The organism is Microbacterium sp. PRF11, assembly GCF_031844085.1.
Taxonomy (GTDB): Bacteria; Actinomycetota; Actinomycetes; order Actinomycetales; family Microbacteriaceae; genus Microbacterium.
Window position 1 is genome coordinate 244,074 of record NZ_JAUZUP010000001.1, and the last position, 22,254, is coordinate 266,327.

General features: G+C 71.0%; 17 protein-coding genes. 4 read left to right on the plus strand and 13 right to left on the minus strand.

The features are described from left to right. Nucleotides 1–32 precede the first annotated feature (32 nt). Genes Q9R20_RS01230 through Q9R20_RS01240 form a run of 3 tightly spaced genes read right to left on the minus strand, consistent with a single transcriptional unit; the run spans nt 33 to nt 1,767 of the window. On the minus strand, nt 33–401 hold the full coding sequence (locus Q9R20_RS01230) for a hypothetical protein (protein WP_311247633.1): 369 nt from the start codon (nt 399–401) through the stop codon (nt 33–35). After that, nucleotides 398–1,291 (minus strand): tRNA pseudouridine(55) synthase TruB, encoded by an 894-nt coding sequence (gene truB, locus Q9R20_RS01235; RefSeq protein WP_311247634.1) that lies wholly within the window; start codon nt 1,289–1,291, stop codon nt 398–400. Before truB ends, Q9R20_RS01230 begins: the two co-directional genes overlap by 4 nt. Next, nucleotides 1,291–1,767 (minus strand): hypothetical protein, encoded by a 477-nt coding sequence (locus Q9R20_RS01240; protein WP_311247635.1) that lies wholly within the window; start codon nt 1,765–1,767, stop codon nt 1,291–1,293. The genes truB and Q9R20_RS01240 overlap by 1 nt, the downstream gene beginning before the upstream one ends. A gap of 102 nt (nt 1,768–1,869) precedes the next feature. Here Q9R20_RS01240 and Q9R20_RS01245 point away from each other — a divergent pair, with 102 nt between their 5' ends. After that, nucleotides 1,870–2,748, plus strand: a complete 879-nt coding sequence (locus Q9R20_RS01245; RefSeq protein ID WP_311247636.1) for an A/G-specific adenine glycosylase — start codon at nt 1,870–1,872, stop codon at nt 2,746–2,748. 160 nt (nt 2,749–2,908) lie between these two features. Here Q9R20_RS01245 and rbfA read toward each other — a convergent pair whose 3' ends face one another. The 5 genes from rbfA to Q9R20_RS01270 all read right to left on the minus strand — a co-directional run bounded on the left by rbfA (nt 2,909) and on the right by Q9R20_RS01270 (nt 10,637). Beyond that, complete coding sequence (gene rbfA / locus Q9R20_RS01250) at nt 2,909–3,367, minus strand: 30S ribosome-binding factor RbfA (RefSeq protein WP_311247637.1); 459 nt, start codon at nt 3,365–3,367, stop codon at nt 2,909–2,911. Between the two features lie 216 nt (nt 3,368–3,583). After that, entirely contained in the window at nt 3,584–6,361 is a 2,778-nt protein-coding gene (infB, locus tag Q9R20_RS01255) for a translation initiation factor IF-2 (protein WP_311247638.1), read from the minus strand. 94 nt (nt 6,362–6,455) lie between these two features. Continuing rightward, complete coding sequence (locus Q9R20_RS01260) at nt 6,456–6,707, minus strand: YlxR family protein (protein WP_295839709.1); 252 nt, start codon at nt 6,705–6,707, stop codon at nt 6,456–6,458. 33 nt (nt 6,708–6,740) lie between these two features. After that, nucleotides 6,741–7,730 carry a transcription termination factor NusA gene (nusA, locus tag Q9R20_RS01265; protein ID WP_295839708.1) on the minus strand — a complete coding sequence of 330 codons (990 nt, stop codon included), beginning with the start codon at nt 7,728–7,730 and terminating at the stop codon, nt 6,741–6,743. Nucleotides 7,731–8,141: 411 nt separating this feature from the next. Then, nucleotides 8,142–10,637 carry a glycogen/starch/alpha-glucan phosphorylase gene (locus tag Q9R20_RS01270; RefSeq protein WP_311247639.1) on the minus strand — a complete coding sequence of 832 codons (2,496 nt, stop codon included), beginning with the start codon at nt 10,635–10,637 and terminating at the stop codon, nt 8,142–8,144. Between the two features lie 173 nt (nt 10,638–10,810). On the opposite strand from Q9R20_RS01270, the gene Q9R20_RS01275 reads away from it, so the two are divergent. Then, nucleotides 10,811–11,620 carry a DUF1206 domain-containing protein gene (locus Q9R20_RS01275; RefSeq protein ID WP_311247640.1) on the plus strand — a complete coding sequence of 270 codons (810 nt, stop codon included), beginning with the start codon at nt 10,811–10,813 and terminating at the stop codon, nt 11,618–11,620. 8 nt (nt 11,621–11,628) lie between these two features. On the opposite strand, the gene Q9R20_RS01280 is transcribed toward Q9R20_RS01275, so the two are convergent. The 4 genes from Q9R20_RS01280 to ispG form a co-directional block, all read right to left on the minus strand. Further along, entirely contained in the window at nt 11,629–12,450 is an 822-nt protein-coding gene (locus Q9R20_RS01280) for an aldo/keto reductase (RefSeq protein ID WP_311247641.1), read from the minus strand. 92 nt (nt 12,451–12,542) lie between these two features. After that, nucleotides 12,543–14,339 (minus strand): proline--tRNA ligase, encoded by a 1,797-nt coding sequence (locus tag Q9R20_RS01285; protein WP_311247642.1) that lies wholly within the window; start codon nt 14,337–14,339, stop codon nt 12,543–12,545. A gap of 86 nt (nt 14,340–14,425) precedes the next feature. Continuing rightward, nucleotides 14,426–15,610, minus strand: a complete 1,185-nt coding sequence (locus Q9R20_RS01290) for a benzoate/H(+) symporter BenE family transporter (protein WP_311247643.1) — start codon at nt 15,608–15,610, stop codon at nt 14,426–14,428. A gap of 75 nt (nt 15,611–15,685) precedes the next feature. Then, a complete protein-coding gene (gene ispG, locus Q9R20_RS01295) occupies nt 15,686–16,837 on the minus strand; it encodes a flavodoxin-dependent (E)-4-hydroxy-3-methylbut-2-enyl-diphosphate synthase (protein WP_311247644.1) in 1,152 nt (383 codons plus the stop codon). 206 nt (nt 16,838–17,043) lie between these two features. Here ispG and Q9R20_RS01300 point away from each other — a divergent pair, with 206 nt between their 5' ends. Further along, complete coding sequence (locus Q9R20_RS01300; protein ID WP_311247645.1) at nt 17,044–18,978, plus strand: chorismate-binding protein; 1,935 nt, start codon at nt 17,044–17,046, stop codon at nt 18,976–18,978. 182 nt (nt 18,979–19,160) lie between these two features. Here the strand turns inward: Q9R20_RS01300 and Q9R20_RS01305 are convergent, their stop codons facing one another. Continuing rightward, entirely contained in the window at nt 19,161–20,477 is a 1,317-nt protein-coding gene (locus Q9R20_RS01305) for a site-2 protease family protein (RefSeq protein WP_311247646.1), read from the minus strand. A gap of 87 nt (nt 20,478–20,564) precedes the next feature. Here Q9R20_RS01305 and Q9R20_RS01310 point away from each other — a divergent pair, with 87 nt between their 5' ends. Continuing rightward, nucleotides 20,565–22,223, plus strand: coding sequence for a UDP-N-acetylmuramoyl-L-alanyl-D-glutamate--2,6-diaminopimelate ligase (locus Q9R20_RS01310; protein WP_311247647.1), 1,659 nt, complete (start codon nt 20,565–20,567; stop codon nt 22,221–22,223). The last annotated feature ends 31 nt before the right edge of the window (nt 22,224–22,254 follow it).

A 22,254-nucleotide genomic window follows, 5' to 3' on the forward strand; every position in this document is an offset into this window, starting at 1 on the left:
CGCCCGCGGCCGCGCCGCCCGGCGGCCCGGACTCAGGCGATCTGCACGGTCCAGATGACGTGCATGCGCCACACCATCACGGCGACGGCGAGGGCGGCGACGCCCATGACCACGGTGCTCCAGCGGCTGCGTTCGATCAGGGCCCAGGCGGCACCCGCGACCGGCACGAGGGCGGCGGACACGAGATAGGTCCAGAACTCCAGCAGGCTCCCCGACGGCGGGTTGCCCGCGAACGGCGCGATGATCGCCACGACGATCTGCACGATGAGCAGCAGCTCGATGAGGGCGAGCGAGCCGACGGTCACGTCTCCGGGGCGGCGACCGATGAGACCCGCGATGATCGCCACGACGCCGGCCAGGACGGCGACACCGACCTGCGCGAGCGTGAACCACAGGATCATCGGGCGGCCTCCTCGGGCATGTTCATGGCGCTCTTGAGCTGCGTCCCGCGCTTCTCGACGATGCCGACGAGCCGGCCGTCGGGGTCGATCGCGGCTGCCCGAGGACCGGTCAGCCGCCCTCCCCCGTCGATGCGCTTGCCGTGGCGGAGGTCGCGGGCCTCGTCGGCCCCCACCGCCAGGGCACCGACGACGACCGCCGCCGCGGTGGCGGGTTCGACGAGCACTCCCTCGGCGAGGTCGTCGACGGATGCCGCGGCCGAGACGTCGAAGGCCCCGATGCGCGTACGACGAAGCGCCGTGAGGTGCCCGCCCACGCCGAGGGCACGTCCCAGGTCGCGGGCGAGGGCGCGGATGTACGTCCCGCTGGTGCAGTCGACGACGACGTCGAGTTCAATCGTCGCCCCTGAGCGGCGGGTGACGTTCACGTCGAAGCGAGAGATAGTGACCCGCCGGGCCGTGAGCTCGACCTCTTCGCCGGCACGGGCGAGGTCATACGCGCGGCGCCCGGCGACCTTGATCGCCGAGACCGTGCTCGGCACCTGATCGATCTCACCGGTGAGCCCGGCGATGCCCGCCGCGATCGCCTCGTCCGTCACGGCCTCCACAGCGGCGGCATCCGCTCGAGAGGTCTCGACCCCGTCGGCGTCGTCGCTGTCGGTGCTGACGCCGAGCAGGATCGTGGCCTCGTAGGTTTTGTCGGCGCCCACGATGTAGGTGAGCAGCCGGGTCGCGCCCTCGACACCGAGCACGAGCAGGCCCGTCGCCATGGGGTCGAGCGTGCCCGCGTGGCCGATCTTGCGGGTGCCCAACGCTCGCCGGGCCCGCGACACGACGTCATGGCTGGTGATGCCCCCTGGCTTGTCGACCAGGAGGATGCCGGGGCGGACCATCAGCAGAAGTCCCCGAAGACCTGCACGGGGTGGGCGGGGTCGGAGTTCTCGACGATGACCGAAGCCGCGACGCGCGGGCGCGCCGTGCGGACGTAGTGCCCCTGCTCCTCGGGCAGTTCCGGGCGCGGAGCGCCGACGGGCGGGTTGACCTCTAACCACACCGAGAAGTTCCAGAGCCCGCGACGCTCCGCCGTCTGGAGGAAGACGCCGTCGACGACGAGCACGGCATCTCCCTGCCCGGCGCGGAACGGTGCCACGACGGTCTCGCGCACATCGGTCTGCGCATCGTCGACGCTCGCCCGCTGCACCTCGGTGCCGTCGGCGGCGACCGCCGCGGCGAATCCGTCGGCGAAGGCGCGGGCGCCGTCGGCGTCCAGCGCCTCGATCGCCACGACCACGCGACCGGCGCGGGCGTTCTGCCGCATCAGGTCGCGGAGGCTCCGCTGCAGGGTCTCGACGGGGTTCTCGCTCGGCATGCCTCCAGCCTACGGTCGACCACCGACACCGCCGCCCGCTGCATCCGGCCGCCGCCTCTCCTCCCGGAGCGCCGACGGCTGCGCTCCTCCTAGGCTGGAGGGATGCCAGGACTCGCCGCGCCGCTCATCGCCTGGTACCGCGACGCGGCGCGCGATCTTCCGTGGCGTCGCGACGGGTTCGGCGCCTGGGGCACGCTCGTGAGCGAGTTCATGCTGCAGCAGACCCCGGTGAACCGCGTCATCCCGCTCCTGGGGGCGTGGCTCGCGCGCTGGCCCACCCCGAGCGCTCTCGCCGCCTCGCCCCCGGGCGACGCCGTCACGCAGTGGGCGAACCTCGGGTACCCCCGACGCGCGCTGTGGCTGCACCGCGCGGCCGTCGAGATCCGCGATCGTCACGACGGCGTCGTCCCGCGTGACGTCGACGCGCTGCTCGCGCTGACGGGGATCGGCGACTACACCGCGCGCGCCGTCGCCGTCTTCGCCTACGGGGACCGGCATCCGGTGGTCGACACCAACACGCGCCGCGTGCTGGCCCGCGCCGTCGAGGGGCGCGCGCAACCCGGGCCGCCGCACAAGCGCGACCTCGCGGCGATGGAAGCCGAGCTCCCCACCGACATCCCGGATGCCGCGATCGTGAACGCCGCGGCGATGGAGCTCGGGGCGCTCGTCTGCACTGCCCGGTCTCCGAAGTGCGAGGTGTGCCCCCTGTCGGACCTGTGCGCGTGGCGAGCGGCGGGGTACCCGGAGTCCGAGGACCGCCGACGCCGCCAGGCGACGTACGAGGGCAGCGACCGGCAGGCCCGCGGCGTCGTGCTGCAGACGCTGCGCCAGGCGGCCCCCGCTCCCGTCCCCCTCGTCGCGATCCTGGCGGACTGGCCCGATACCGTCCAGCGCGACAGAGCGATCGACTCGCTCATCGCCGACGGCCTCGTCGAAGCGGTGGACGGCCTCCTCCGCCTGCCCGGCCACGCGGCATCCTGATTCCGCCCGTCGGCGACGTGTCCGGGGCGGGTTCCGTGCTCCGGCGGGCCCTCACGGCGGCGCAGACCGAGCCCGCCGCCGCGGAGACGGGAGACACCCGGGAAGAACGACGGCCGGATGCCACCCCTCAGGGCGTCATCCGGCCGTGTCGTCTCGGGACTCAGTCGCGCGCGGCGTCCTCGTCGTCGTCGAAGTCGTCGTGCTCGCGCGGCTTGACGTACGGGTCGGCGTCGCCGGCGTACGTGGCCGCGGCGGCGGAGGCGGCGACCGACTCATCGCGCTCGCGCGCTTCGCGCAGCAGGGCGGAGATGTGGTCGGCGTTCTCGGGGATCGCGTCGAGGATGAACTCGAGCGTCGGAGTCAGTCGCGTGTTGAGGTTCTTGCCGACCTCGCTGCGCAGCATGCCGGTCGCCGATTTCAGCGCCGCCGCGGTGTCGTTGCGGTGCGCCTCGTCGCCCATGACGGTGTAGAACACCGACGCGTGCTGGAGGTCACCGGTGACCCGCACATCGGTGATCGTCACGAACCCGAGTCGCGGGTCGCGCAGACCCTTCTCGAGCCGTTCGGCGAGCACCACGCGGATCCGGTCCGCCACTCGCGCCTGTCGTTCCCCTGCCACGTCCTTCTCCTTCTTTTCCCATACCGCCGCGAGTCGAGTGCCCCCGTGGCTCATCGCCGGGTGGGAGGCGCGTCGCGTGGCAACTGCACCAGCGTAGGCCGGAGGGGTGTGCATCTCCGAGAGCATCGGGGTAGGGGCCCCGCTCTGCTCTCGGAGATGCACACCCCGCAGGCCGAAGCGGGGGCCGCGCCACGTGGCACGACCCCCGCACGACGATCAGCCTCGCGGCTTCTCGACCATTTCCGTCGTTTCGATCTCGTCGCCGACCTGGATGTCGTTGAACTTGCCCAGGCCGATACCGCACTCGAAGTCCGTGCGGACCTCGGTGACGTCGTCCTTGAAGCGACGCAGCGACTCGATGGCCAGGCCGTCGGCCAGCACGACACCGTCGCGGATGACGCGGGCCTTGGCGTTGCGCGTGATCGTCCCCGACCGCACGATGACACCGGCGATGTTGCCGAACTTCGAGGAGCGGAACACCTCGCGGATCTCGGCGACACCCGACTGCACCTCTTCGAACTCCGGCTTGAGCAGGCCCTTGAGCGACTGCTCGACGTCGTCGATCGCGTTGTAGATGACCGAGTAGAACCGCACGTCGACACCCTCGCGGGCGGCGCGCTCGCGGGCCTTCGTGTCGGGACGGACGTTGAAGCCGATCACGATCGCGTTGTCGATCGTGGCCAGGTTGATGTCCGACTCGGTGATCGCACCCACACCGCGGTGGATGATGCGCAGCTGGACGCTGTCGTCGACCTCGATCTTGAGCAGCGACTCCTCGAGCGCCTCGACGGCACCCGACACGTCACCCTTGATGATGAGGTTGAGCGACTCGACCTTGCCCTCTTCGAGAGCGCGGGTGAAGTCCTCGAGCGAGATGCGCTTGCGGGCCTTGGCCAGCTGGGCGTTGCGCTCGGCAGCTTCGCGCTTCTCGGCGATCTGGCGCGCGGTGCGGTCCTCCTCGGTGACGATGAAGACGTCGCCGGCTCGGGGGACCGAGTTGAGACCCTGCACCTGCACGGGACGCGACGGGTAGGCCTCTTCGACCGACTCGCCGTTCTCGTCCATCATCGCGCGGACACGGCCGTAAGCCGTGCCGGCGACGATCGCATCGCCGACGCGCAGCGTTCCCGACTGGATGAGCACCGTGGCGACCGACCCGCGGCCCTTGTCGAGCTTGGCTTCGATCGCGACACCGCGCGCCGCCTTGTTCGGGTTGGCCGTCAGGTCGAGGCCGGCGTCGGCGGTGAGCAGGACCGCATCCAGGAGGGCCTGGATGTTGAGGTTCTGTCGCGCCGAGACGTCGACGAACATGACGTCTCCGCCGTACTCCTCGGCGACCAGACCGTACTCGGTGAGCTGCTGGCGCACCTTGGCGGGGTTGGCGTCGGGCTTGTCGACCTTGTTGACCGCGACCACGATGGGCACGTTCGCCGCCTGGGCGTGGTTCAGCGCCTCGACCGTCTGGGGCATGATGCCGTCGTCGGCCGCGACCACGAGGATCGCGATGTCGGTCACCTGCGCACCACGGGCACGCATGGCGGTGAACGCCTCGTGACCCGGGGTGTCGATGAAGGTGATCGCGCGCTCGATGCCCTCGTGCTCGGTCCAGATCTGGTACGCACCGATGTGCTGCGTGATGCCGCCGGCCTCACCCGCGACCACGTTGGTCTGGCGGATGGCGTCGAGCAGTCGCGTCTTACCGTGGTCGACGTGACCCATGACGGTGACCACGGGAGGACGGATCTCGAGGTCGTCCTCGCTCTCGGCCTCCAGCTCGGCGTCGAGGTCGAGACCGAAGCCCTCGAGGAGCTCTTTGTCTTCGTCCTCGGGCGAGACCATCTGGATCTTGTAGCCGAGCTCCTCGCCGAGCACCTCGAAGGTGGCCTCGTCGAGCGACTCGGTCGCGGTGGCCATCTCACCCAGGTTGAACAGGATGGTCACGAGCGTGCCGGGCTGCACGGTGTAGCCGCGCAGGGCTTCGAGCTTGTCGGCGAAGTCGGCGATGGAGGCGCCGCGGCGCAGGCGGATGATCTCGCCGTTGCCCTTCGAGACGTTGACGCCGCCGACGACCGGCGCCGACCGCATCTCGAATTCCTGCCGCTTCGCCCGACGCGACTTGCGCTGCTTGGACTTGCCGCCGCCCTTACCGAAGGCGCCCGCGGTACCGCCGCCGGGGCCACGGCCGCGACCGCCACCACCGCCGGGACGACCGGCGAACCCGCCGGCCGGTGCGCCACCGGGACGCTGGAAGCCGCCGCCGGCACCGCCGGGACGACCGGGACCGCCGGGACGCTGCTGGAACGGAGCGCCGGGACGACCGCCGCCACCGGGACGACCGGCACCGCCGGGACGCGGGGCGCCGGGACGCGGCGAACCGGGACGCGGGGCCTGCGGACGCGGGATGTTGCCGGGGGTCGGACGCTGGCCCATGCCCTGCGCGGACGCGAAGGGGTTGTTGCCGGGACGGGGACCGGCGGGACGCTGGCCCATGCCCTGCGACGAGGCGAACGGGTTGTTGCCCGGACGGGCTCCGCCCGGACGCGGGGGCGCGCTCGGGCCGGGCTTGGGGGCACCCGCACCCGGCGTGGGCGCCGAGGGGGTCGCCGCCGGAGCCGCGGGCTTCGCGGCGGGCGTGGCCGCGGGAGCGGCCGGAGCGGGGGTGGATGCCGCCGGCGCGGGCGCCGCGGCCGGGGCAGCGGGCTTGGCGGGTCCGGGGGTGGGTCCGGACGGACGCGCGCCGGGGGTCGCCGCGGGACGCGCGGGACCGGGACGGGCGCCGGTGCTGGGGCGCGCCGCGGGCGCGGCGGGCTTGGCATCCGAGGAGCCGGAGGAGCCCTCGGCCGCGAGAGCGGCGCGGAGCTTACGAGCCACCGGGGGCTCGATGGTGGAAGAGGGGCTCTTGACGAATTCGCCGAGCTCCTTCAGCTTCGCAAGCGCGACCTTGCTGTCGACGCCGAGCTCGGAAGCGATCTCGTGCACGCGTGGTTTTGCCACAATTCTCCTGTCTGAGGGGTCTACCCCGGACAGGGCAGACCGTTAGTTGCGGACGGGTCTCATTTCGAGCCGTTCACTTCGTGTCCATAGCCGTTCAGCCTTTTCGCTGGATGGTTGATTCGAAGGTCTGCGTGTCAAGCGGGCCTGACACACGCAATGCTCGTACGAAGGCGCGACGCGCGAGAGCTTTCCCCACGCACGCGTCCGTCTCGTGCACCCACGCTCCCCGACCGGGCAGGACGGCTCTCTCGTCTCTGACGAGGACCGACCCGTCCGCGACCACACGCAGGAGCGAGGATCGGGGGGCGCGTGCGCGGCATCCGACGCACGTTCGTACGGGTTCCATCCTACACCTCGTGCTCACGCGGGAGTGGGACGGTCAGTTGTCTTCGAGGATGCTGTCGGGCTGGATGTCGATCTTGGCGCCGGTCAGCTTGGCGGCGAGGCGTGCGTTCTGCCCCTCCTTGCCGATCGCCAGCGACAGCTGGTAGTCGGGGACGAGCGCGCGAACCGCCTTGGTCGAGGCGTCGAGGACGAACGACGAGGTGACCTTGGCCGGCGACAGCGCGTTCGCCACGAAGCGCGGCAGTTCGGCGTCGTAGTCGATGATGTCGATCTTCTCGCCCGCGAGCTCCTCGGTGACGGCCCGCACGCGCCGGCCCAGCTCGCCGATGCAGGCGCCCTTGGCGTTCACCGTCGGGTCGTTCGCCTTGACGGCGATCTTCGACCGGTGGCCGGCCTCGCGCGCGAGCGAGACGATCTCGACCAGGCCGGCCGCGATCTCGGGGACCTCGAGCGCGAAGAGCTTGCGGACCAGACCCGGGTGGGTGCGCGACACGGTGATCTGCGGTCCCTTGTTGCCCTTGGCGACGCTGGTCACGTACACGCGGAGGCGGGAGCCGTGCGCGTACGTCTCACCGGGGACCTGCTCCTCGGGCGGGAGGATGGCCTCGACGGTGCCGAGGTCGACGTGCACCATGCGCGGGTTGGGGCCCTGCTGCACGACGCCCGCGACGATGTCGCCCTCTTTGCCGCGGAACTCCCCCAGCACGGCGTCGTCGGCGATGTCGCGCAGACGCTGGCTGATGACCTGCTTGGCGGCGAAGGCGGCGATGCGACCGAAGTCGTCGGGCGCCTGCTCCTCTTCGCCGACCACGGCGCCCTCGTCGTCGGTGACGGGAGTGAAGATGCCCACGTGCCCGGTCTTGCGGTCGAGCGAGGCGCGGGCGCCCGCCGGGATCTCGCCGCTGGGCGAGATGTGCTTGGCGTAGGCGGTGAGGATCGCCTGCTCGATGATGCGCGCGAGTTCGTCGAAGGGGATCTCCTTCTCGCGTTCGATCGTCTTCAGAAGTGCGAGATCGATGTCCACAAGGCCCTCCGTTGTTCAGCTTTCGTCGACACGACCGGTGCCGACAACCCTCCTACGATACCCGGGATGCCGCACGCCTCGCGACCCGCGGCACGGATGCGTCCCGCGTCGCACAGGCGTTTCCCGGGTCCGCGCCGGCGGTGACGGAGCGCGTGACCCGGCCGAGGCTAGCCGAACTCCTGACGAAGGAGACGCGCGCCCGCCGCGGGGTCGGCAGAATCGGGCCCGTCGAGGGGACCCGCGACCGGTTCTCAGGAGTTCGGCGAGGGCTGGAGGGTCGCAAACCGGTGCAGGCGGCCGAGCAGGCACCCCCGATCGCGAAGCGACGCGCCGCGGCGGCGGGCGGCAGCGTCGCCTGCCCCCGCCGGAGTTCCGGATGCCGCGACCCGAAGACGCGGCATCCGGGACCGCTCAGTTCACCGGGGTCGCGTGCCAGATGCGGTCGAGGTAGTCGCGCATGGCGCGATCGGATGAGAAGTAGCCGCTGCGGGCAACGTTGAGGATCGCGGAGCGGACCCACGCGTCCTGGTCGGCGTAAGCGGTGTCGACCCGGTCCTGCGCGTCGAGGTACGACCGGAAGTCGGCGAGCGCCATGAAACGGTCGTCGTACAGCAGGTTCGACACGAGCGGTTCGAACATGGTGCGGTCGCCGTCCGAGAACGCTCCCGAGGCGATGAGGTCGATCGCGCGGCGCAGCTCGTCGTCCTCCTGGTAGAAGTCGGCCGGGCGATAGCCCTCGGCCCACAGTGCCTCGACCTCGGGCTCGCTCATGCCGAAGAGGAAGAAGTTGTCGTCGCCCACGAGCTTGCGGATCTCGACGTTCGCTCCGTCGTCGGTGCCGATCGTGAGGGCGCCGTTGAGGGCGAGCTTCATGTTGCCCGTGCCCGACGCCTCCTTGCCGGCGAGCGAGATCTGCTCCGACAGGTCGGCGGCGGGGATGATGCTCTCGGCGAGGGTGACGTTGTAGTTCGCGGGGTAGAGCACCTTCAGCTTGCCTTGGACCCGCTCGTCGGCGCTCACCACCTCGCCCACGGCGTTGATGAGGTGGATGATGCGCTTGGCCATGCCGTAGCCGGGAGCGGCCTTGGCACCGAAGAGGAACGTGCGCGGCTGCACGGCATCCACATCGAGGCGGCCGGAGACGATCCCCTCGTACGTGCTGACGATGTGCAGCACCTTCAGCGTCTGGCGCTTGTACTCGTGCAGGCGCTTGATCATCACGTCGAGCATGTGGCCGTCATCGAGCGGCGTCTCGCCGCGCGCCTCGAGCACGCGGCTGAACCGGCGTTTGTTCGCGGCCTTGACCGCTGCGAAGCGCTCGCGGAAGTCGGCGTCGTCGGCGAGCGCCTCGAGCCCGCGCAGGCGCTCGAGGTCGACGGTCCACCCCGCGCCGAGGGCCTCGGTGATGAGGGCCGAGAGCTCGGGGTTGGCCAGCCGCAGGAAGCGGCGGGGCGTGACGCCGTTGGTGACATTCGTGAACTTGTCGGGCCACATCGCGGCGAAGTCCTTCAGCACGTTGTCGCGTAGGAGCTGCGAGTGCAGCTCGGCGACGCCGTTGACCTTCGACCCCGCGACCGTGGCCAGGTACGCCATGCGCACCGAGCGGTACGGGTGCTCGCCGATGATCGACATGTTGCGGATGAGCATCTCGTCGTCGCCGAAGCGCTCGCGCACCTCGAGCAGGAACTCGTCGTTGATGCGGTAGATGATCTCGAGGTGCCGCGGCAACAGACGGCCGAGCAGATCGACGGACCACACCTCGAGGGCCTCGGGCAGCAGCGTGTGACAGGTGTACGCGAAGCACTTCTGCGTGATCGCCCACGCGGCATCCCACTCGAGCTTCTTCTCGTCGACGAGCACGCGCATGAGCTCGGGCACGCCGATGACCGGGTGGGTGTCGTTGAGCTGGAAGATGACGCGCTCGGGGAGCTTGTCGAGGTCGAAGTCGCCCGGCAGCACGTTCTCGATGAAGTCGGCGATGGATGCCGCCACGAAGAAGTACTGCTGCTGCAGACGCAGCTCCTTGCCCTGGGGCGTGGAGTCCTCGGGGTAGAGCACCTTCGAGATGTTCTCGGCGAAGGTCTGAGCGCGCACCGACTCGACGTAGTCGCCGGAGTTGAAAGTGTGCAGGTCGAAGGCGTTCGTCGCCTGCGCCCGCCACAGGCGCAGGGTGTTGACGCGGCCGTTGTGATAGCCGGGAACCATCATGTTGTACGGCACCGCGAGCACGTTCCACTCGGGCACCCAGCGCGTGCGTTCCACACCGCCGTCGTCGTAGGTCTCGGTGGTCCCGGCGAACGAGATGGTCTGAGCGGCCTCGGGGTGGGCGAAGTCCCACGGCGATCCCATGCGCAGCCACGCGTCGGGCTGCTCGACCTGCTGCCCGTCGGCGAAGGCCTGGCGGAAGATGCCGTACTCGTAGCGGATGCCGTAGCCGATCGTCGGGACGCTCATGGTCGCGAGCGAGTCGATGAAGCAGGCGGCGAGGCGGCCGAGACCGCCGTTGCCGAGTCCGGGCTCGATCTCGACGGCGCGCAGATCGTCGATGTCGATGCCGCACTGGGCGAGGGCCTCGGTGGCGATGTCGGTCAAGCGGGCGGCGAGCAGGTTGTTGTCGAGCTGACGCCCGAGGAGGTACTCGGCCGAGAGGTAGCAGACGGTCTTGGCCTGCTGCGTCTTCTGCTGGGCGCGGTCGTCGAACCAGCGGGCCATGAGGTAGTCGCGGACCGTATACGCCAGCGCCAGGTACTGGTCGTTGACGTCGGAGGTCGACAGCGTCACACCCTGGTCGAAGTTCAGGTTCTGCAGGAACTGTTTCGCGAACCCGTCGACGGAGGCGGCGGGGGCGACGACGGGCGCGATGGCGAGCGGGTGCGTGGGGCGCAGCTCAGAGGTGTTCTCGGGCACGGTCCGACCGTAATCACATGCGAACCCGTGTGCCAACACGGCAACGGCGTTGACACAGGATCTTCACCCGTTCGCCGCATGAGGCCGTCTGCGCGAAGCCCCCCGACAGGATGCCGACGCCCGGCATCGCAACCGGATTGTCGCGCGCGCCGGTATCGGCATACGGTTTCGAGGTGCCGTCCTCCGCTCGCACCGCCGCCCGCGAAGCGGAGGCCAACCCCGCGTTCCGGGTCACCGCCCGCGCGGGGTACGCGGCCAACGGCATCCTGCATCTGCTCATCGGCGGGCTGGTCATCGCGGTGGGCTTCGGCGCGCAGGAGGACAGCGACCAGACGGGGGCGTTCCGCGCGCTCGCGGCCGCGCCCCTGGGGGCGGCGGCGCTGTGGGCGCTCGCGATCGGGCTCGTCGCCCTGGGTGCGTGGCATCTTCTGCAGGCGTTCGCACCCCGGCACCTCACGGTGTGGCGTCGCATCGGTCGGATCTTCGCCGAGGCGCCTCAGGGCCTGGTCTTCGTCGCGATCGGCCTGGTGTCGGCATCCGTCGCTCTCGGCGCGCGCCCGCACGCCGAACAGGCGGCCGAGGACCTCAGCGAGGGTGTCCTGTCCTGGCCCATCGGGGGATTCGTCCTCGGGACGGTGGGCCTCGCGGTCGCCGGCGTCGGGATCGGGTTCGTCTGGATGGGACTGCGCCGGTCGTTCCACTCGAAGGTGCGCACCCCCGACGGACCCGTCGGTGTCGCCCTCACCGTGCTGGGCGTCGTCGGCTTCGTGACCAAGGGCGTGGCCCTCATCATCGTGGGCGTGCTGGTGGTCGTCGCCGCGGTCACCGTCGAGCCGGACACGGCGGGAGGCCTGGACGGCGCGACCTCGGCGGTCATCGCCGTGCCCGCCGGTCCCCTCCTGGCGTTGCTGGTCGGCCTCGGCTTCCTCGCCTACGGCGTGTTCACCATCTTCCGCGCCCGCTACGCCCGGCTCGACGCCTGAGCGGTCGCTCAGTCGAGGTCGGGGTCGCGTCCCGTCCGCTCCCCCGTTTCGAGAGTGGCGATCGCCTCGTGGTCGTCGGCGTCGAGGGTGAAGTCGAAGACGTCGCCGTTCTCAAGGATGCGCTCCGGCGACACCGACTTGGGGAAGACGACGAGCCCGCGGTCGAGGTGCCAGCGCACGACGACCTGCGCCGGCGTCTTGCCGTACTTGTCGGCGATACGGCCGAGAACGGGCTCGTCGAGCAGTCCCCCGCGCGCGAGCGGCGCCCACGATTCGGTGACGATGCCGTGTGCGACGTGCCAGTCGACGAGCTCGTCCTGCGGGAACCGCGGGTGCAGCTCCACCTGATTGACCGCGGGGAGCACGCCGGTCTCGTCGCGCAGGCGTTCGAGGTGCGGGATCGAGAAGTTGCTGACGCCGATCGAGGTGGCGCGCCCCTCCCCCTGCAACCGCAGCAGGGCCTTCCAGGTGTCGACGTAGCGGTCGGCGCTCGGGATCGGCCAGTGGATGAGGTACAGGTCGACGCGGTCGAGGCCGAGCTTCGCCGCGCTGGCGTCGAAAGCCCGGAGCGTCTCGTCGAACCCCTGGTCGTCGTTCCAGACCTTGGTCGTGACGAACACCTCGTCGCGGTCGAGGCCCGAGGCGCGTAAGCCCTCGCCCACCTCGGCCTCGTTGCCGTACAGGGCGGCCGTGTCGACGTGGCGGTAGCCGGCGGCGAGCGCGCCCTCGACGAGACCGGCGGTCACCTCGGCGGGCACCTTGTAGGTGCCGATTCCGAGCTGGGGGATGGTGGAGCCGTCGGACAGGGACAAACGCGGGGCCGAGATCATGGCATCCACGCTACCGAGGCCGGCGCCGGCGGGAACGAGGAAACGGCATCCCGTCCGCGAGAGGCGGGAGGGATGCCGTTCCGACGAGGACGTCAGCGCGTGAGCGCCGCCACGGCGTCGGCGACCGAGACGGTCTCGCGCTCCCCCGTGCGGCGGTCCCAGAGCTCGACCTGGCCCTCAGCCGCACCTCTACCGACGATGAGGATGCGCGGGATGCCGACGAGTTCGGCGTCGCCGAATTTCACACCGGGCGACACCTTGGGGCGGTCGTCGTAAAGAACGTCGACACCGGCGGCCTCGAGCTGCTCGGAGACGGAGGCCGCGAGCTCGAAGGCGGCGGCGTCGCGGCCGGTTGCGACGACGTGTACGTCGAACGGGGCGACCGAGGTGGGCCAGATGAGCCCCTTGTCGTCGTTGTTGAGCTCGGCGATGATCGCGAGGATGCGGGTGACGCCGATGCCGTAGGAGCCCATGGTGACGGTGGCGAGCTTGCCGTTCTCGTCGAGCACCTTCAGACCCAGCGCCTCGGCGTACTTGCGGCCGAGCTGGAACACGTGGCCGATCTCCATGCCGCGCGCGAGCTCCACCGGGCCGGAACCGTCGGGCGCCGGGTCGCCCTCGCGGACGGTCGAGACCTCGACGAAGCCGTCGCCGACGAAGTCGCGGCCGGCGACGAGGGAGTGCACGTGCTTCTGGTCGATGTTGGCGCCGGTGATCCAGGCGGTGCCGTCGACCACGCGGGGGTCGAGGTAGTACCGGATCTTCGTCGCCGACTCCTCGCCCAGGACCGCCCCGGTGGGCGACCAGGGGCCGATGTAGCCCTTGACCAGCAGCGGGTTCTTCGCGAAGTCCGCCTCGGTGGCGGCTTCGACCTCGGCGGGGGCGAAGGCGACCTCGACGCGCTTGTCGTCGACGTCGCGATCACCGGGCAGGCCCACGACGACGAGCTCACGCGTGCCGTCGAGGTGCGTGAGCGCGAGGACGACGTTCTTGAGCGTGTGCGCGGCGGTCCATTCCGCGGCCTCGGCCGTCGCGGGACCGGCGATACCGGGCGCGGGGGCGCCGAGGTGCGCGTTGGAGTGGTCGACGAGGGTCGCGATCGTGGGGGTGTTCGGCGAGTCGAAGACGACCGGCTCGGGCTGCCCCTCGATGGGCAGCGCGTCAGGAACGACGGTGGCGAATGCCTCGACGTTGGCCGCGTACCCGCCGGCCGAGCGCACGAAGGTGTCCTCGCCGATCGGGGTGGGGTGCAGGAACTCCTCCGACTTCGAGCCGCCCATGGCCCCCGCGTCGGCGGCGACGATGACGTACTCGAGGCCCAGGCGGGTGAAGATGCGCTCGTAGGCGTCGCGCTGCGCCTGATACGACGCGTCGAGACCGGCATCCGTCGCGTCGAAGGAGTACGCGTCCTTCATCGTGAACTCACGGCCGCGCAGGAGGCCTGCGCGAGGACGCGCCTCGTCGCGGTACTTGTCCTGGATCTGGTAGATCGTCAGCGGCAGGTCTTTGTACGACGAGTACAGGTCTTTCACCAGGAGGGTGAACATCTCCTCGTGGGTCGGGGCGAGCAGGTAGTCGGCGCCCTTGCGGTCCTGCAGGCGGAACAGCGCGTCGCCGTACTCCTCCCAGCGGCCGGTGACTTCGTACGGCTCGCGCGGCAGCAGAGCGGGGAAGTGCACCTCGAAGGCACCCGCGTTCGCCATCTCCTCGCGGACGATCGTCTCGATCTTGGCCTTGACCTTCAGACCGAGCGGCAGCCACGCGAAGACGCCGGGGGCGTTGCGTCGGATGTAACCGGCGCGTACGAGCAGACGGTGGCTCGTGACCTCGGCATCCGAGGGGTCTTCGCGGAGCGTGCGGAGGAAGTAGTTCGACAGACGGGTGACCACGAGAGTCGAGTCTAGAGCGGTGGATGCCGGTGGCCTCACGCCGGGGGTACCTCGCGTCGCACGGCGGTGGGCGTCTCTGCCCGGTGTCACGCCCGAGCGCGACCGACGTGCAGCACCCCGCGCACGGCGAGGCCCGCCAGCAGCGCCCAGAACGCCGCGCTCACCCCGAGCACCGCGATCCCGGATGCCGCCACGAGGAACGTCACCACGGCGGGCACCCGCTCGCCGGGGTCGTCGATCGCCTGCTGCACGGCGGAGCCGAAGGCGCCGAAGAGGGCGACGCCCGCGACCGCGGGGATGACCCCCGCCGGGGCGAGCAGCACGATGGCCGCGAACGCCGCCGACAGCGCTCCGAGCACGAGATAGGTGCCGCCGGCCGAGATCCCCGCCACCCAGCGCTTCTTCGGATCGGGGTGGGAGTCGGGCCCCGCGGCGATCGCCGCGCTGATCGCGCCGAGGTTCATCGCGTGACCCCCGAAGCCGGCGGCGGCGGCCGAGCCGAGCCCCGTGACGAGCATCGCGGGGCGCCAGGGGATCGTGTAGCCGAGGCTGCGCATGACGGCGACGCCGGGCACGTTCTGCGAGGCCATGGTCACCACGAACAGCGGCAAGGCGATGCCGATCACGGCGCCGACGGTGAGGGCCGGGGCGGTGAACTCGAGCCGCGGCACGAGGGCTGCGGCATCCACGCTCGCCCCCGACCGCGCGAGCTCGACCGTCACGACGACGATCGCCGCGACGAAGGCGAGCGGGACCGCCCACCGGGGCAGGAAGCGGGATGCCACGAGCCACACCACGAGGATCGGGGCGACGCCCCAGGGGTCGGCGACGAGGCCCAGGAACGGGGCCACGCACAGCGGCAGCAGCACCCCGGCGAGCATCGCCTGGGCGATCGAGGGCGGGATGCGGGCGATGAGCGCCCCGAGCGGAGGGAACAGCGCCGTGCACAGGATCAGCGCCGCCGAGACGAGGAAGCCGCCCACGACGGCCGGCCATCCCCCGTCGACGGCACCGGTCGCAGCCAGGAGGGCCACCCCGGGGGTCGACCAGGCGACGGTGATGGGGATGCGGTAGCGCCCGGCGAGCACGATGCAGCCGATGCCGACCACCAGGGTGATGGCGAGGAGTCCGCTCGCGGCCTGAGCGGGCGACGCACCGACGGCGCGCAGCCCCGTGAGGACCACGGCGAAGGTGCTCGTGAAGCCGACGAGGGCGGTGACCACCCCGGCGATGAGCGGACGGGACGGCGAGGCGGAGCGGGAGTCGGTCATGAGACTTCCGACGCTATCGGACCAAAAGCCGAATGCTCCCGGTCCGATCCTCGGCGCGTGGACCGCGCGAGCGGCTCAGGCCGTGATGACCTGCGCGGTGCCCGGAGCAGCGTCGGGGCCCATCTCGTCGGCGAGGCGGTTGGCCTCCTCGATGAGCGTCTGCACGATCTCGGCCTCGGGAACGGTCTTGATGACCTGGCCCTTGACGAAGATCTGACCCTTGCCGTTGCCGGACGCGACACCCAGGTCGGCATCGCGCGCCTCGCCGGGGCCGTTCACGACGCAGCCCATGACGGCCACGCGCAGCGGGACGGTCATGTCTTTCAGGCCCTCGGTGACGTCGTCGGCGAGGGTGTAGACGTCGACCTGCGCGCGACCGCACGAGGGGCACGAGACGATCTCGAGCTTGCGCTCGCGCAGGTTCAGCGACTGCAGGATCTGGTGGCCGACCTTGACCTCCTCAGCCGGCGGGGCCGACAGCGAGACGCGGATCGTGTCGCCGATGCCCTCGGACAGCAGGATGCCGAACGCGGTGGCGCTCTTGATCGTGCCCTGGAACGCGGGCCCCGCCTCGGTCACACCGAGGTGCAGGGGCCAGTCGCCCCGCTCGGCGAGCAGGCGGTAGGCCTTCACCATGACGATCGGGTCGTTGTGCTTGACCGAGATCTTGAAGTCGTGGAAGTCGTGCTCCTCGAACAGCGAGGCCTCCCAGACAGCGCTCTCGACGAGCGCCTCCGGCGTGGCCTTGCCGTACTTCTCGAGCAGACGGCGGTCGAGCGAACCGGCGTTCACGCCGATGCGCAGCGACACCCCGGCGTCCTTCGCGGCCTTCGCGATGGCCCCGACCTGGTCGTCGAACTTGCGGATGTTGCCCGGGTTCACGCGCACCGCGCCGCAGCCGGCGTCGATCGCCTGGAAGACGTACTTCGGCTGGAAGTGGATGTCGGCGATGACCGGGATCTGGCTCTTCTTGGCGATGATGTGCAGCACGTCGGCATCGTCCTGCGACGGTACGGCGACGCGCACGATCTCGCACCCGGATGCCGTGAGCTCGGCGATCTGCTGCAGCGTTGCGTTGATGTTGGTCGTCGGCGTCGTGGTCATCGACTGGACGCTCACCGGGGCATCGCCGCCCACGAGGACCTTGCCGACCTTGATCTGACGGGTCTTGCGACGGGGCGCGAGGGTCTCCGGCACGCGGGGCATTCCGAGGTTCACAGCAGGCACGCGCACAGCCTACGCCGCCGCGCCCGCACGGAGGCTGAACCGCCCCCTGTGATAGGTTCGGCGCCATGCGCGCATGTCCCTCCTGGTGGCCCACCGTCTAGGCGGTGCGCGCGCATGCAACAGACCGCCCTCCCCTCGGGGAACCCGGGCGGTCTTCGTGTTTCCGGCGGCCGCTCCGGACCTCGTCCACAGATGGAAGAACTTCGATGACCGGGCCCCACCCCTCCTCCCTCCTCCACGATCTCGCCGCCGGCGCCGCGCCCTTCGCCCTCATCGCCCGCGACGGGGCAACGGTCGAGGTGCTCACCGGAGACGTCGTCGACGTCGAGCTGCTCGCCGACATCCCCCTGACGGATGCCACCGGCGCGGCGCGCGAAGTGCTCGCCCTCGTGCCCTACCGCCAGGTGCGCGAACGCGGCTTCGTCTGCCACGACGACGGCGCTCCGCTGCGGTGCCTGGTCATCGACGGGCGGGTCGCCCTCGATCGCGCCGAGGCCATGGCATCCCTCCCCTCCTCCCCCGTGCCGCTCGAGGACGCCGGTTTCGACATCGCCGACGAGGAGTACGCCGACATCGTCCGTCGCGTCATCGCGGAGGAGATCGGCCGCGGCGAGGGCGCGAACTTCGTCATCCGCCGCGACTTCGTCGCCGGCGTCGACGTCGACCCGCGCATCGCCGCGCTCACGTGGTTCCGGGCTCTGCTCGAGCACGAGAAGGGTGCGTACTGGACGTTCGCGGTGGTCACCGACGGGCACATCGCGGTCGGCGCGAGCCCGGAGGCGCACGTGAGCGCCAAGGACGGCATCGTCACGATGAACCCCATCTCGGGCACCTTCCGCCACCCCGCGGGCGGAGCGACCGCCGAGACGCTCGCGGAGTTCCTGCGCTCGACCAAGGAGACAGAGGAGCTCTTCATGGTGGTCGACGAGGAGCTGAAGATGATGAGCGCCGTCTGCAGCGACGGCGGACGCATCACGGGCCCGCACCTCAAAGAGATGTCGCGGCTCACCCACACCGAGTACATGCTGCGCGGGCGCAGCGACCTCGACCCCCGCGACATCCTGCGCGAGACGATGTTCGCCCCCACGGTGACGGGCTCCCCCATGCAGAACGCCTGCACGGTCATCGCCCGGCACGAGACCACGCCGCGCGGCTACTACTCCGGCGTCGCCGCGCTGTTCACCCCGAACGGCGCCAGCGAGGGACCGACGCACGACCTCGACGCCCCGATCCTCATCCGCACGGCGTACCTCGTCGACGGACGCCTGCGCGTGCCCGTCGGCGCGACGCTCGTGCGCCACTCCGACCCCTACGGCGAGGTCGGCGAGACGCACGGCAAGGCCGCGGGCGTTCTTGGCGCGATCGGCGCGATCCCGCGCGATGCGCCGAAAGCGACCCCGGATGCCGACCCCGACGCCCCGACCGCCCCGCAGCGCCCCCTCGCCGAGGACCCCGCGATCGCCGAGCTGCTGGCATCCCGCAACGACCGTCTCGCGCCGTTCTGGATGAACCCGCAGGACCCCGACGGGTCGGGTCCGTTCGCCGGGCGCACCGCGCTCGTCGTGGATGCCGAGGACCGCTTCACCACGATGCTCGCCCACCAGCTGCGTCACCTGGGCCTCGACACCCGCATCGTGCACTGGTCGGAGGTGACGGATGCCGACGTGGATGCCGCCGACCTCGTCGTGTCGGGCCCCGGACCCGGCGACCCGCGAGACGATACCCCGCGCATGGCGGCGATGCGGAACGTCGTCGGACGCCGGACCGCTCGTCGCGACCCCCTGCTCGCCGTCTGCCTGAGCCACCAGATCCTGGCCGACTCGCTCGGCGTCGAGCTCATGCCGCTCGACCGACCGCACCAGGGTCTGCAGAAGAGCGTGGACGTGTTCGGCGAAGACGCCTCGATCGGGTTCTACAACACGTTCACGGCGCGCGTGCACCCGGGCGACCGACGCGGGATCACGTATGGCGAGGGCGATGTCGTGACCCACCTCGACATCGATGTCGCCGCCGACCCCGCGACCGGAGACGTGTACGCGCTGCGCGGACCCGGCTTCGCGAGCGTGCAGGGGCACCTCGAGTCGATCCTGTCGCGCGACGGCATGCGGACGCTGGAGCGGCTCATCTCGCACGTGCTCTGACGTCGAGGGGTTCAGACCCTTCGCAGGCGCAAGGACCTCATGCGCGGTGGCTGAGCCCGTCCGCGGTGGCTGAGCCTATCGAAGCCGCCCCCGGACCCTTCGACGAGCTCAGGGACCTCCGCCGCGAACGGTGGCTGAGCCGGTCCGCGGTGGCTGAGCCTGTCGAAGCCGCCCCCGGAGCGCTACAGCAGCTGCACCGGGTTGAAGATGTCCGCGAGGAACAGCACACCGCCCATCCCGACCAGCAGCACCACGACCACGAAGGTCACGGGCACGAGCTTCGTGGCATCCACGGGCGCCGCCACCCTGCCGCGGATGCGCGCGAACCAGCGCTTGAATCCGTCCCACAGCGCCACCACGACGTGTCCGCCGTCCAGCGGCAGCAGCGGGATGAGGTTGAAGACGAACAGGGCGATGTTCAGCGCCGCCAGCAGACCGATGATCGACCCCACGCGGGTGAGGATGGGCGCGTCGACGGCGGCGAACTCTCCCGCCAGACGCCCCGCGCCGACGACGCTCAGCGGGCCGTTCGGATCGCGCGGCTGACCCGTGACCAGGTCGGCGGCGGTCTCGTAGATGCGTACCGGCAGCTGCGTCATGATCTGCGCCACCGCGCCGACCTGCTGGACGGTGGCTTCGGGGCCGGCCCAGATGGGCTGGGGCACGAGCGCCTCCTGTGCCCGCAGTCCCGCGAAGCCGACCGTCTCGTACTCCGTCGCCCCCGAGGCGTCGGTCACGGGCCGGCCCTGCGCGTCGGTGACGGCGCGATCGGTGCTCTGCGGAGTGACCGTCACGGTCTGACGCGAGCCGTCACGGTCGATCACCACCGGCAGCGGCCGACCGGGGGCGTCCTGGATGATCGCCGCCGCTTCGGCGAAGGTCGACACGGCGGTGCCGTCGACCGAGACGATGACGTCGCCCGGGAGGATGCCGGCGGCCGCGGCCGGAGCGGTCGGGTCGCTCGCGGTGCAGTCCGTGCGGCCCTCGCTGGCGGGGATGACGCACTGCGAGACCGAGGCGACCGTCGTGGTCGCCGTGGCGACGCCGATGCCGCTCACCGCGATCGCCGAGAGCAGGAAGGCCAGCAGCAGGTTCATGACGGGGCCGCCGAGCATCACGATGATGCGCTTGTACACCGGCAGCTTGTAGAAGACGCGATCGTCGGCGGCGATGAGGGTCTCGGCGTTGGCGTCCCGGGCGTCCTGCACCATGGTCGCGAAGAAGCGGGAGCGTTTGCGCCCGGGCTCCTCCCCCTCGGGTGCGGGCGGGTACATGCCCGCCATCGAGATGAACCCGCCGAGCGGAAGAGCCTTGAAGCCGTACTCCGTCTCGCCGATCCGCTTCGACCACAGCGTCGGTCCGAAGCCGATCATGTACTGGCCGACGCGCACGCCGAAGAGCTTGGCGGGCAGCAGGTGCCCGATCTCGTGCAGCGCGATCGAGACGGCCAGGCCGATCACGAGCACGATGACGCCGATGAGGAAGGCGATCGCAGTCACCCGCCGACGATACCGCCGCCCGGCTTTGAACCGCCCGTGCGGCCTCGATGCGGTGTCTGTGCGACACCGGATGAGACAATGGAGGCGATGTCATCCGCCGCCCCCTCGAACCTGCCGCCCGTCCTCCGACCGGAGAACCCGCCCCATCGCGACCTCGCCGAACTCGCCCGTCGTTTCGGGGCGCGCACCCGCGGCGACGTCGACGGCACGACGCTCACCGGCATCACGCTCGCCACCGCCGACCTCCGCGACGGAGAGGCGTTCGTCGCCATCCGCGGCGTGAACCGTCACGGTGCGGAGTTCGCGCAGACCGCGGCCGAGCGCGGGGCGGTCGCCGTCATCACTGACGAGGCGGGCGCCGAGATCGCCGGGGCGACCGGTCTTCCCCTCGTCGTCGTCGACGACCCCCGCGCGCTCCTCGGCGATCTGTCGGCGTGGGTGTACGGCACCGGACCCGACGACGAGCTGCCGCGGCTGCTGGCGACGACCGGCACGAACGGCAAGACGAGCGTCTCGCACCTGCTCGAAGGCATCCTCGGCCAGCTCGGCGTCATCACCGGCCTGTCCTCGACCGCCGAGCGTCACATCGCCGGCGAGGTGATCGTGTCGCGCCTGACCACGCCCGAGGCCTCGGAGTTCCACGCGCTGCTTGCCCTCATGCGTGAGCGCGGCGTCGAGGCCGTCGCCGTCGAGGTCAGCGCCCAGGCCCTCACGCGGCACCGCGTCGACGGACTCGTCTTCGATGTCGCCGGCTTCACCAACCTCACCCACGACCACCTCGACGACTACGCCGACATGCGCGAGTACTTCGAGGCGAAGCTCCCCCTGTTCCGTCCCGACCGCGCACGGCGCGGCGTCGTGTGCCTGGACTCCGCCGCCGGGGGCGAGATCGCCGCACGCGCCGAGATCCCCGTCGTGACCGTCATCACCCCCGCGATCGCCCATGACCCGGCCGCGCGCGCCGACTGGACCGTCGAGATCGTCGACGAGCGTCAGGAGGGCACCGAGTTCACGCTCAGCGACGGCCGGGGCCGGTCCCTCACCACCGTCGTCCCCGTGATCGGGCGGCACATGGCCGCCAACGCCGGGCTGGCGATCATCATGCTGCTCGAGACCGGCTACACCTGGGAGCACCTGTACAGCACGCTCGACGGCTCGCGCATCGAAGCGTCGCTTCCCGGCCGCACGCAGCTCGTCTCCGGGCCCGAGGGGCCCGCGGTCTACGTCGACTTCGGCCACTCCCCCGACGCGTTCGAGAAGACCCTCGCCGCGGTGCGCCGCGTGACACCCGGCAAGGTCGTCATGGTGTTCGGCGCCGACGGCGACCGCGACGCGACCAAGCGCCACGACATGGGCCGCACCGCCGTCGAGGGCAGCGACATCCTCGTCATCACCGACCATCACCCGCGCCACGAGAATCCGGATGCCATTCGCGAGGTGCTCGTCGAGGGCGCGCGCCTCGCCCGGCCCGACGCCGAGATCCTCGAGTTCACGCCCCCCGAGCGCGCGATCCTCGAGGCCGTGAAGCTCGTCGGCGAGGGCGACGCGATCCTGTGGGCCGGTCCCGGACACCAAGACTACCGCGACATCCGCGGCGTGCGCACCCCGTACTCGGCGCGGGAGCTGTCGCGTCGCGCGCTGCGCGCGGCCGGCTGGCCGGTGCCCGAGCCGCAGTGGCCCGTGCCCTACCCCGCCGACGGCACCCCGTCGTCGGATCCGGAGCGACCCGTCGACTTCCCCGCCTGAGTCGCCCCGCCGCGATCCCGCGCTGAGCCGG

What these genes read in the sequence shown, in the direction of transcription:
- Q9R20_RS01300 (WP_311247645.1), top strand. Translation starts at nt 17,044, where the DNA reads ATGACCGGGCCCCACCCCTCCTCCCTCCTCCACGATCTCGCCGCCGGC.
- Q9R20_RS01260 (WP_295839709.1), bottom strand. Translation starts at nt 6,707, where the DNA reads ATGGAACCCGTACGAACGTGCGTCGGATGCCGCGCACGCGCCCCCCGA.
- Q9R20_RS01310 (WP_311247647.1), top strand. Translation starts at nt 20,565, where the DNA reads ATGTCATCCGCCGCCCCCTCGAACCTGCCGCCCGTCCTCCGACCGGAG.
- truB (WP_311247634.1), bottom strand. Translation starts at nt 1,291, where the DNA reads ATGGTCCGCCCCGGCATCCTCCTGGTCGACAAGCCAGGGGGCATCACC.
- Q9R20_RS01280 (WP_311247641.1), bottom strand. Translation starts at nt 12,450, where the DNA reads ATGATCTCGGCCCCGCGTTTGTCCCTGTCCGACGGCTCCACCATCCCC.
- Q9R20_RS01240 (WP_311247635.1), bottom strand. Translation starts at nt 1,767, where the DNA reads ATGCCGAGCGAGAACCCCGTCGAGACCCTGCAGCGGAGCCTCCGCGAC.
- Q9R20_RS01290 (WP_311247643.1), bottom strand. Translation starts at nt 15,610, where the DNA reads ATGACCGACTCCCGCTCCGCCTCGCCGTCCCGTCCGCTCATCGCCGGG.
- Q9R20_RS01230 (WP_311247633.1), bottom strand. Translation starts at nt 401, where the DNA reads ATGATCCTGTGGTTCACGCTCGCGCAGGTCGGTGTCGCCGTCCTGGCC.
- Q9R20_RS01245 (WP_311247636.1), top strand. Translation starts at nt 1,870, where the DNA reads ATGCCAGGACTCGCCGCGCCGCTCATCGCCTGGTACCGCGACGCGGCG.